We start from the raw sequence: 13,453 nt of genomic DNA on the forward strand, positions 1-13,453 counted from the left end.
GATATATATTTCCTTCAGCCAATAGTTTGACCAGCGGTCATATTTACGAAGTATGTGTAAGCAGTGTTCAGGATACCATAGGTAACTGGGCGCCGGTGTCTGCCTCAAACCAGGGTGATAGTTATGTAATAGGGTCAACACCTACCGTAAAGCGATTTTTATGGGATACCGGGGTTCCGACTTCATCAATGACGGCATTTACCTGTAATTCATTTCTATCGTCATTGGGAACAATATCCGGAACAGCAGCAGATAACAGCGGAGGAATTGGTGTCTATAATGTACAGGTCCGCATTTCAAAAGCAGATGATAATTATGTATACTATAATTGGACGACTTCCGGCACGTGGATTAATGATTCAAATCTCTTAAACTGGTGGCAGGAAGCCACTTCAGGACCGTCACCGTGGCAATTAGTGATAAAATCCACGGATGCCGGTGGTGGCACTCCGTTTACATCCGGCGAGCAGTATATAATCCGTTCAAGAGCATATGATAACACAAAACAAATGACAGCCGCAGAAGGAGGACCTGTCGTTAATGTCTCTAATACCGAGTTATATTCGCCCGGAGTATGGACAGTCAATCGCACCTCATTTACCTGGGACAGTGCCCCGGCAATATCGTCGTTTACCGCCTCTCCACCTACAACCGGAGATGTAGCAACCAGCCCGTATTTTATAGGTTGGGCATCAGATACCGTGAACGCAAACGGTAATCCGTCTTCAAAATGTAACAGGGTAGAGGTTTTACTATTTGCAAAAACCGGAACATACTCCGGAAAATACTGGCAGGGTACTGATAGCGGTTGGGATACGGGAGCAATATGGGTAAGAAGCGATACAAGAGCCAACTCAAGTTATTCAGTAGATAAATGTACCTGGTCAATTCAGGGACCTGTTAATATGCCCACCGGCAACTATTGGATAGAATGTAGAGGAGTAGATAATTTAGGCACTACCCAGACGGATTTTACAACATACCGTTCAAGTATATCATTTTCTATAGATGCATCACCGCCTCAATCTAAAATAACAATACCCAATAGTGATAATGAGGGTATGGCACGGACTGTGTCCGGACTACCGACAATTTCCGGGACTGTTATTGATATGTCAGCCGGTGGTGCAACCGGTAATATTACACAAGTCAAAATAACAATCCTTGACAGGTCAATAGGTAACGGCACAACAAGTTTCTGGTCATCAACGAGTAATAATTGGTTTTCAGGTGCCGTAAATGGTTCCACGTATGCTATATGTAATCTTGATACAGGACCTACTCCGGCTGTGTGGGGATATATATTTCCTTCAGCCAATAGTTTGACCAGCGGTCATATTTACGAAGTATGTGTAAGCAGTGTTCAGGATACCATAGGTAACTGGGCGCCGGTGTCTGCCTCAAACCAGGGTGATAGTTATGTGCAGGGTTCAACACCGACTGTTAAAAGATTCTGGTATGAAACAAATAAACCCAACTCTTCCAATTTGTATCCTACTTCCGGTTTATACCTTTCCTCACTGCTGACAATAAGCGGGAATGCGGATGATACCGGCGCAACCACTAATGCAGGTGTCAATAAAGCACAGATATGTATTGCAAACGGGGATGATACGCAATCATATAATGCATGGACATCTTCTGCAACTTTCGAGACAAACTATCCTCACTGGATAGATATGTATTTCAATGGAACAGCAAGCCGATATGAAGCAAGGAATGAATATGAACTCAAGTATTCTTCAACTGCATTTTCAGAGGGAGCGACATATAGGGTAAGAATGCGTGCTATTGATAAAGCATATGATGCTGCAACTGAAGCATCAAACTCCGGGAATACCGAAAACACGTTTACATGGACAGTTAATATATCCTCGTTTATTTATGATAAAACACCGCCCCTTAATGTTGTAGTGACAGAGCCGCCTTCAACAAGAGAAAAAATAAATTCTCTTCCAACTATATCAGGTACCTGTGAAGATGGTATCAGAATAGCGGATACTAATGCAATTGAAATAAATATACAGGATGTAGATGGAACCGGCGCGCCTGCTACGTGGAAACTTAACGGTAGCGGCTGGCAGTCAGGGCTTGATGATAATGTATGGATTGCGACCAATACATTTGTAGGTTATTCTTCGGGTACCTGGACATACACATATCAATATGTTGTAAATGCTTCAACAAATAGCGATAAATATCAGATAAGGATAAGGTCTAAAGATAAAGCCGGTACTTATTCTGTTACATATTCAACACAATTTGTTTATGATTTATCAAACCCGCTGTCTGAAGTTAAATATCCTAATGCGAATTATATAAGTTTAACTTCATTACCAACAATTTCAGGAACAGCATCATCTGATACCGACCCGACGGTCGCTGCACTGAAATATCCAGGCGTAAAAATTAAAATTAAAAATATGTCAAAGACATCAAATGACTGGTGGACGGGTGGTAGCTGGGGTGGAGAGACTTCAAGGAATGCGACCGCATTTACAGCTGGTAATCCCTGCGTGTGGAGTTACAATGAAATATCAGCCAGTGATTTAACTTACGGAACAAGTTATCAGATATATGTCCAGGCACAGGATAAAGCGACCAATACGGAAAACAACGGGACATGGGCGGTAAAATATACAATTACATATGATACTGCCCCTCCGACAACCCAAATTACAAACCCGATAAAGAACGGCGAGACAACAGGATTGCCGACATTGTCGGGTACCTGTGTGGATTCCAATGGGCTTTCCGGAGTATCCAAGGTAGAGATATATTTACAAGACGAAGATTCAGCAGAGGTATGGAGCGGCGGTAGTTGGGGCGCACCGCCTTTGGACAACTGGCCTGATGCAGATTTGGGATACAATCCGTCATTAGGATATTCAACCTGGACATATGTATATACAGGTGATAATTTAAGTAACTGGTATTGGATAACTGCCAGGGGTTATGACAATTCCTCAAAGAATATAACAGGTGACAAAAATGTCCAGACAGAGTTTTCAGTAGACACATCATCTTTCAGATTTATAGCGGACACGTCATTTACCGGACCGACCCTAATAACACGACCTAATAGGGATGACAATACAATAGCCCGCAAGGACTTGACAACAATCTCCGGCACATCATACGATAACCGCTCGCATGCCCAGATACAAATAACATTAGAGGATTTGACGTGGGGTACAAGTTTCTGGAACGGTTCCCAGTGGTTTGACGGTGCAGTTAACGGTTCTACCAAGGTTGTTTGCCAAAAGAGCGGTTCAGGAACATTAGTTAATTGGTGGTATGACTGCACAACAGCAATGACTAGCGGACATAAATATGAGGCGCGTGTTTATGCCCGGGATAATGCCGGTAACACGCTTGGCGAATATGGAGCATACAGTAAGGGTTCAACAGATACCGTGAAGGAGTTTTGGTATGATTCAACAGTACCTATATCAACAATAACAACGCCGAGTGGCGGGATAATCTCATCACTTGGTAGTCCGTTAGCGACAATTTCCGGTACATCAGTAGACAATCCATCTTCAGGAGCCAGTGGAGTATCTACAGTAAAATGGTGTTTATCAAATGATGCCGATACGATGTCGTTCCATATATGGTCAACATCCGGGTCGTGGGATACCGGGTTATATTATAATGACGGCGCATCGATATCCGGCGGGTGGAATGACTGGAAAAGCGTATTTTACAGTACGCAGGCATTAGTATCAGGTTCCACATACAGGTTACGGAGTAAAGCAATAGACAATGCAGTTGCAAGTATAGGCGAGGCAGCTGGTTCCGGCAATACGGAATCCGACAAATCGTATTATGATAGTCGTTTTAGGTGGGATACTAATGGACCTGACTCAAAGATAACAACGCCTGATAGTGATTCTGCCCCCGGTGGAGGAACAAAGCGGAGGTCATCACTGGCGATAATATCCGGAACAGCGGATGACGATTCAGGTAGCGGGAAAATAAATTCAGATGGAGTAAAGGTATGTATCCGTGCAATCCCATCAGGTGGAGATGGGGGCGCCGGCACCAATGTAATGTATAGTGCGGGCGGGTGGGTAGCGACGCCCGTGAGCGAGTCCAACTGGTACTGGTTAGATGCCGGTTATGTAGGATATTCAACAGGAGTATGGACATATAATTTTTCAGTAATACCAACGACATCAGGTTGGAAATACAACATAATAGCGAATGCATATGATGCATCGAGTCCTGCGAACAAGCAGCAAACGTCAGGTTATGATGCAAATCTTTCATCCCGTACATTTATATGGGACCAGCAGAAACCCGTGTCCGCTATTAGTTGGCCTAATGTATCATATATATCATCACTTGGAACGATAACAGGAAATTCTTCATTTGATACAGCAATAGAAGCCGGCGGAATAAATCTAAAAGTAAAGAAAATGACAGATGGTTATATATGGACATCAGGAGGATGGTCTAATGGTGCTAGTGGTGTGGATATACTACCTACAGATAGTGGCGGAGAAGTATCGGATACGTATCAATATTTCTCACAAACATTGGTAGATTCACTAAAAAACGGTACCTCATACCAGTTTTTAGTAGCGGCAAAAGACTCCGCATTGCCAACAGGCAACAACGAAGATGTATCCGGCAAGTCATGGTGGACTGTGTGGTACGATTCTGCGCCTCCGACGACCCAAATTACATATCCTACAAACAATGGTGAGACGACCGCATTACCGACCATTTCCGGAACCGCAGCAGATGATCTTTCCGGTATCTCCAAGGTAGAGATATATTTACAGGACGAAGATTCTGCGGAAGTATGGAGTGGCGGTACTTGGGGCGCCCCGCCTTTGGCTGACTGGCCTGATGCCGATTTAGGCTACAATCCGACATTAGGCTATTCCACGTGGACATATGTATATACAGGCGCTAATTTAAGTAACTGGTATTGGATAACAGCGAAGGCATACGACAATTCTTCCAAAGCTGACGGTACCAAGAATGCGCAATCGCTGTTTACCTTAAGTGTATCATCAAACCGGTTTATAGCCGACACCGCATTTAGCGGACCTACATTAATAACAAGACCTAACACAGATAATAATACAATCGCCCGTAAAGACCTGACAACAATATCCGGCACATCATATGATAATCGTTCGCATGCCCAGATACAAATAACATTAGAAGACTTGACGTTGGGGACGAGTTTTTGGAACGGTTCCCAGTGGTTTGCCGGTGTAGTTAATGGTTCCACTAAGGTAGTTTGTCAGAAAGACGGTTCAGGAACATTAGTTCATTGGTGGTATGACTGCACAACAGCGATGACGAGCGGACATAAATATGAAGCCCGTGTTTATGCCCGTGATAATGCCGGCAACCAGTTAGAAGAATATGGAGCATACAGTAAGGGTTCGACAGATACGGTGAAGGAATTTTGGTATGATTCCACAGTACCCGTATCAACAATAACAACGCCGAGCGGCGGAATAATCTCATCACTTGGTAGTCCGTTAGCGACAATTTCCGGTACATCAGTAGACAATCCATCTTCAGGAGCGAGTGGAATATATATCGTGAAATGGTGTTTATCAAATAACGACGATACAATGTCGTTCCACATATGGTCAACATCAGGTAGTTGGGATACCGGGTTATATTATAATGACGGCGCATCAATATCCGGCGGGTGGAGTGACTGGAAGAGCGTATTTTACAGCACGCAGGCATTAGTATCAGGTTCCACATATAAGTTGCGAAGTAAAGCGATAGACAATGCAGTAACGAGTATAGGTGAGACAGCCGGTTCCGGCAATACGGAATCCGATAAAACATATCATGATAGTAAATTTAGGTGGGACACAACCCCGCCTGACTCAAAGATAACAACGCCCGATAGTGATTCCGCACCCGGTGGCGGAACGAAGCGAAGGTCATCACTTGCGATGATATCAGGAACAGCGGATGACGATTCCGGTAGCGGAAAAATAAATTCAGATGGAGTAAAGGTATGTATCCGTGTAATACCTGCAGGCGGAGATGGCGGAGCAGGCGCCAATGTAATGTATAGTGCCGGCGGCTGGGTAGCGACGCCCGTGAGCGAATCCAACTGGTACTGGTTAGATGCCGGTTATGTAGGATATTCGACTGGAGTATGGACATCTAATTTTTCAGTAATACCGACAACATCAGGATGGAAATATAATATATTAGCGAATTCATATGACGCTTCAAATCCTGCGAACAAGCAGCAGACGTCAAATTATGATACAAATCTTTCTTCCCGTACATTCATATGGGACCAGCAGAAACCTGTGTCGGCTATTAGCTGGCCATATGTAACATATATTTCATCACTTGGAGCAATTGCAGGAAATTCATCATTTGATACAGCGATAGAAGCCGGCGGAATAAATCTAAAAGTAAAGAAGATGACAAATGGCGATATATGGACATCAGATGGATGGTCTTATGGTGCTAGTGGTGTGGATATAGTTCCTACGGATAGTGGTGGTGAAGTATCGGATACGTGGTTATATTTCTCACAACAACTGGTAGATTCACTGCAGAATGGTACCTCATACCAAATTTTAACAGCGGCAAAAGACTCTGCATTACCAACAGGTAACAATGAAAATGTGTCGGGTAAGTCATGGCAGACCGTGTGGTTTGATACTCAAAAAGCAACCTCAACAATACAATACCCGATGGACCAGGGTGAGACAACAGGTTTTCCGTCGTTTTACGGGTTTTATTATGATAATTTAGCAATAAGCGGCGTAAAAATAAAATTGCAAAGGAAAGTTGACGGCCAGTTTTGGAAAGCAGGTTCAGGCGCTAATGGAAGTTGGGAAGGTACGGCAGAGTGGAATGACGCCGAAGTTTACAGTTCTTCCTGGGTATACAGGTATGGCGGAGCAACCGGTCTTTCTGAATGGTACGTTTTAACTTCTAAAGCACGGGACCAGGTACAACCGACAGCAAATGAGGAAACAACATTTACGGCAACTGTTAACTCAAATACTTTTATAGTTGATTTAGCTCCGCCTTCTGTTAAAATAGTCAGGCCCGATACAGATGACCAGACAAACTTTTTTGCACGAAAGGATTTAACAACAATATCCGGTACGTCTGTTGATAATCGTTCCAATGCTTTGATTGAAATTGCGATAAAAGATGTTACATTATCTGCGCTATGGCCCAACGGTACATACTGGTCAGGTACCCAGTGGTTACCTGCATCATTTGATGTAAACATTACAACAAAAGTTGTCTGTACGAAAAGTGGAACCGGTACAAGCATTAACTGGTATTATGTTCTTGGCGGCGCAAATATGACATCAGGACATGTCTACGAGATTCGTTCAAGAGCAGTTGATAGTGCAGGAAATGCTCTGCCGTTTGATGCTAATGCGTATGTTCAAAATTCAACACCGACAGTAAAAAGATTTATGTATGACCCTACACCGCCGACATCAGAAATAACAAATTATACCGGTGGCGGCAGGTACTCTTCAATTTTAACAATATCCGGTACTTGTTCCGATAATGACCCTGCAACTGTAGATGATTCGGGGATAGCAGACCTGAACGACGGTGGTGTACAATTTATGATACAGCAGGGTTCAAAATATTTGTACGTGTGGGCATCTTCATCAACGCTTGAATCAACAGAACATTGGATTACTCCTGACTGGGTATTAGGGCAAGAGGGTGCAAAATGGCAAAAGGTTATCCCATCTGCCGATAATGCTGCCGGACTACAAAATCAGGGTAGTTATACAATGGTATGTAAGGCAAAGGATAAAGCCAGACAAGCAGATAATGACACAACTACGACTCAGGGAAATATCCAGACAATACCGTACTCGATTACAATTACATACGATAACAGCAAACCGTCAATAGAAGTTGTAAGCCCGGCTGATGTCGCAAATAACCGTATAACCTCGTTGCCTACAATATCCGGTACGGCATATGATGATGCTCCGCTTGGTAATATACCTTCTAATAACGGTGTTGAATTGAACATTGTTGATTTATATGGTTCGAATTATACATGGGATGGTAATAAATGGTTAAATAACGAGGACTTGACTTTATGGATTTCTACCGGTTTTAATGCATATACCGGTGGTAACGGTTCAACAGGTACATGGACTTATGTAGTCCCTGTCTCGTCTTGGACGACCTTGCATCAATACAGGATAAGAGCAAGAGCAAAAGATACAGCAAGCCCTCAAAATTATACAGTTGCTTATTCAACCCGTCTATTTACCTACGATACAACACCTTTAGTGACACTGGTTACCAAACCGCCGATGTATGTAAATAATACATATATAGGTCAGATTTCCGGTACCGCTTCTGATACAGATTTTAACTATACACAAATACAGCTTCAGGTAAAGCGGCTAACTGACGGGCAAACTTTTATTACCGGAAGCGGGTTTAGCGGTGGTGACAACTGGCCTATTGCTACGGGTTCCTCGGGAAATGACTGGTATTATATTGCAATTTCAACAAAAGATTTAACTGACGGTACATCATATTCCGTTGTTTCCAGAGCGACTGATTTGGCAGGGAATCCCGAATCACTGTTAAAAGCGTACACGACATTTTATTATGATATAACAAGACCTACACAGGCAATTAGTTATCCGCTTGATTCTCCAAACAATATTTCGTCTTCAATTTCAAGTATTTTTGGTAATTGCGGAGATGTTGTTCCTGGGGAAGGCAAATTTGCTGTCGGTATTGCTTCTGTATCTATAAGGATTCGTGATTTATCAAAAGGTAATGCAACGTATTATGCAGGAACAAATGCAGAGGGCTGGAAAGAGGATTCAACAGGTGATTTATACTGGAGAGCTTGCGCACTATCGTCTAATACAACCGCATGGTGGTATCCGGCCGGGACCGATGAAATGCCGACATTGACAACTGATATATCATACGATTGTATAGTAAGGGCAATGGACCGTGCCGGCAATTACGCTATTATATATACCACCAGAACATTTAAGGTTGACACGACTCCGCCGACCGCCTCTTCAATAGGCAAACCGTCAACTAATGATTATTATTTAAAAGAACTTACCTCTATTTCAGGAACATCGCAAGATGCAAATAATACCTCAAGTATAAAAAAAGTTGATGTAACTATCCGGAACTTAACACTTGGCAGTACTTATTGGCAGGGTTCCAATAATAGCTGGGTTCAAAGCTCAACAGTTACAACGGTCAGCGTAAGTGGTTCACCGGTTAGCTGGGCTTATACAATTGGCGGCGGAACATTTACAACAGGAAACCAGTATCAGATAACAGTAAAAGCGTTTGATGCTATCGGAAACGGAGAATCATCACCGCCGACAAGGACATTTTTCTGGGATGTCAGTGCGCCCACAACCACCATTACTAACGTTACCGAGGGTGCAGTGCTTGCCTCGCTTCCTACTATTAGCGGTAATATTGGTGACAGACCCTATATAAATCAGGCAGGCGTCTCTAAAGTAGAAATGCAGATTTATGATGGCGCGCGGGTAAGATATTATAACCCGTGGGCTACAACAAAGTGGGGTTCTGATTCTGTATGGTATTCTTCCGGTACTGCCGGTGATGTATATATAGGCGGTGGTGTGTTTAGGACCACTGCTTCATGGGAAGATAATTATACCTACAAAATAAGGAGCCGCGGTTATGACTCCTCCAGAAATGACAGTGAATCAGTTTCAGGAAATGTTGAATCACCATACACAGAAAAGACATTTACGTATGATGCCGCTGCACCATTTTCAACCTTTACTTTTCCTTCCGTGGCAAATGGTACAAAAATACCGATGTTTGCGACAATATCCGGTACTGCTGCTGATGCCGGGGATAATGTTAATTTGAGAATTAATTCAGGTTTTGAAGGTGTAAATATTTATGATGCTACAGTAGGTTATTTAAAAACTTTAAATGCCTCACAACAGTGGGTCAGTGACAATGATTCCGGGATTTACCTGCCGGTTGTGTATACTCCATATACAGCAAGTGCTTCATCCGGAACCTGGACATATACTATAATATATCCGACTGCCGTCTGGACAAACGGTAACACATACAGGGTAAGAAGCCGCAGTCAGGATATTGCCGGCTGGAACGAGGCAAGCCCGGTTCAAAAAACATTTGTTGTTGATACTTCATCGCCGGCATCTTCAGTAGCAATTCCATCGGGAGGGTCAATTGTTTCCACACTTCCTACAATATCTGTGAATGCCGATGCAGATAGTGTCGGCGTTAAAATCAGGTTAAAACATATTACAGGCGGGACAACATACTGGTGGACAGGAAGCTGGAATTCAGGAACTGATGATGACGGCGGGTGGATTAGTATAAGTCCTTCATGGTATTATTCACATGCAGATTTTGTAAGTACAGCTGCATGGACTAATTCGCCTGTTATCCCGGGAACGACATTTTATCTCAGGACACAGGCGAGAGATGAGGCGACAAATATTGAACAGTTAGACAATACAATCACGTTCCGTTTTGATAACAAGCCGCCTACAGTTTCAATATCGGCACCGCCGCAGGAACTTACATCACCTAACGAGACATCAAATGCCAGGTATTCTGCTATTTCAACCGTATCCGGATATTGTTCTGATGTGCCGGCAGGAGTCAGTAATATATATGTACAGTTTATCCGTAGCGATAATAGTAATTATTGGTCCGGTTCAGGCTGGGATACGCCTGTAACAACATTTACAGCCGTTCTTTCAAATGCAGCAACATACTGGTATAAGATAGCGCCAACTTCATGGACGCACGATAAAAAATATATACTGAAAATATGGGGTAAGGACAGCATAAATAACGAAAATTATAATTCAGCGTCATATGTTTCTTCAAGAACATTTGTTATCGATTCACAGGGACCGACAACAACAATATCAGACCCGGGGACCGGAACAAAAAGGAAATCAGTTACACAAATTGCAGGAACTGCACAGGATTCGGGCACTTATCCCTCTAATGTCAGTAGTGTTAAATTAAGAGTCAAGGACCTTACTTACCCGTCAACATACTGGCTCGGTGTTTCTGCGTCCTCTGCCTGCTGGACAGACGATTCCAACACGTGGTTTGATGCGTCAGGCGGTGGTGCAACTTCAATATCCTGGACAAGTTACACGATAGATTATGAGTCAAATGTATGGATTAACGGCAGGTCTTACACAATATTTGCGAAAGGATATGACCAGATCCCTGGTAACGAAGGCTCACCTACCTCAAATACATTTACTTATGATACCACTTCGCCTGCTTCAACCGCAACAGTACCGATGAATGGAAGATATATTAAACCATTTGCAACCATTTCCGGTATTGCTTCCTCTGATACTTTGGGTGTCGGTGTCAAGATAAAAAAAGCCGGTGTTAACGAGTGGTGGTGGGGTGATTCCGGTTGGCAGGGTAGCGCTCCTGACCCGTGGCTAAGTTCGATAGGTGGTTCTGAGTGGACATATACACATGCAAATTTACAGTCAGGCTGGACAAACGGTCAAACATATGAACTTACAACGGTTGCAACAGATACTGCCAAAAATATTGAGACATCACCAAACACAATTACATTTACTGTTGAATCAACGACTCCTACGGTATCAATAAAACTTCCGTTAGATACTAAATATTATCCTGCAACAACATTAGCGACTATTTCCGGTACGGCAAATGATTTATCAGCGAGCGCTGACGGTAAGTTCAATGTTTTGGGTTCAACAACAGTTGAGATTATTGTGAAGAAGGTAACCGGCTCGGCAAAATACTGGGGCGGTTCTGACTGGGTTGATTGGCCCGGTAGTACTGACGAACTCTGGATGCCTGCTGATTGGTATCCGCATGGGGTATCTTCCGGTACCTGGAAATATACAATTCCAGTCTCATCGTGGTCCAATAATACTGATTACAGGATTTGGGTGAGAGTAAAAGATGAAGCGGGCAATAAAATTGATTATGCAGATTCTGACATTACAGGAAATTCAGGTACAAATAATTTATTCTACTGTGATAATACACCGCCGGAAACAACGGTAACAATACCGCAAAATTTGGTTCCAATAAATGCAGCGAAAGCACCTTCGCAGCTTTGGGGGAGTTTTTCGGATAATAAATCAGGTTCTAATGCGATACGGTTAAAAATTCATCGTTTACCTGAAGATAGTGGTAACGGCTGGTATAATGGAGGAGGCAGCTGGGGGACTGAACAGTGGAACGACGGAGTAATTTATACTTCTTCATGGACATTTACTGACTGGAGCAGTTCCTACTTCCAGAATGACCATAAGTATGCAATTTATCCTCAATCTCAGGACAAGGCTTTATTATGGGAGACTCCTTACGGTTCTTCATCAACATTTGTATATGATACAACAATGCCGACCTCAACCATAACATGTCCTCTCCAGACAGGAAACACATTTTATAACGATTTAACAACAATTTCCGGTACCTGCGGTGACCCGAATACATACCCGTCCGGAATACAAAAAGTTGTTATTCAGATTCATAACGAAACAACAGGTTTTAATGTGTACTGGACGACAAATTCTGTCTGGGAAAGTTATGCCGGCTGGGTTGAAGCGACAAATATCTGGTCGTCTTCATGGTCATATACAGGTATATTAAATACCAACTGGGTTTCTAATCAAAAATATAAAATTGTTTCAAAATCTTCCGATACCGCCGGGAATGTTGAGTCACCTTCTTCCATGCAGACCAACTATTTCATATTTGATACGTCAGCACCTGTTAGTTATATTGTAAAACCGTCAACGACAGATGCAGGAGCGGAGCCGGCAGAATATTCTTCACTTCCTACGATTTCAGGAACAGCTTCTGATTCTACCCCTGGTGTTGTTAGTTATGTTCAGGTAGCGATTTTTGAAACTGCGACTTCCGGTGGTGCAAATCAATACTGGAACTGGGTAAATGCTTTTAATTTAGGTTCTTCGTCCTGGACACTTGTAACAGGTGGAACACCGACACTATGGCAGCAGGCAGCCGATAGCCCTTCTCCATGGACGCAAAACCGTGAATACAGGGTTTACTCCCGTTCAGTTGACAGGGCAGGCAATACTTCTTCTATCACCGTGTCATCATTTACTTTTAAACCTCCTATGGCTGATACCATTATAACTGCACCTTCTATGGGCAAACAGTATCAGGCATCCAGTTTAGCCACTATCTCCGGAACAGGCAGTTCTCCTGTTGACTGGACAGAAATCCGGCTGCAAAACCTGACACTTGGCTCAACATATTTTGATTTCAGGACATGGATGTGGGTAAGCACCACTACCCCCGATACCGCCTGGTTTAAAACAACTAATGCACCAAACTGGCAATTAGATTCTTCAACAATCACCTGGATTTTTAATAATGAGTATAAAGTAGAATCCAGGGGTTATGATGCTGCTCA

The 13,453-nt window shown here is 43.1% G+C and carries 1 protein-coding gene (running past one end of the window); it reads left to right on the top strand.

What is annotated here, in order from left to right; all coding sequences use genetic code 11:
- Window positions 1–26: 26 nt before the first annotated feature.
- Window positions 27–13,453, top strand: the 5' end (the start) of a protein-coding gene (locus PHE88_06195) for an Ig-like domain-containing protein (protein MDD5687402.1). It continues 41,302 nt past the right edge of the window; 13,427 of the gene's 54,729 nt are visible here — the first part of the coding sequence; the start codon lies at window positions 27–29; its stop codon lies beyond the right edge, outside the window.

The sequence above is a fragment of the Elusimicrobiota bacterium genome (genome assembly GCA_028718185.1).
GTDB lineage: Bacteria > Elusimicrobiota > UBA8919 > UBA8919 > UBA8919 > JAQUMH01.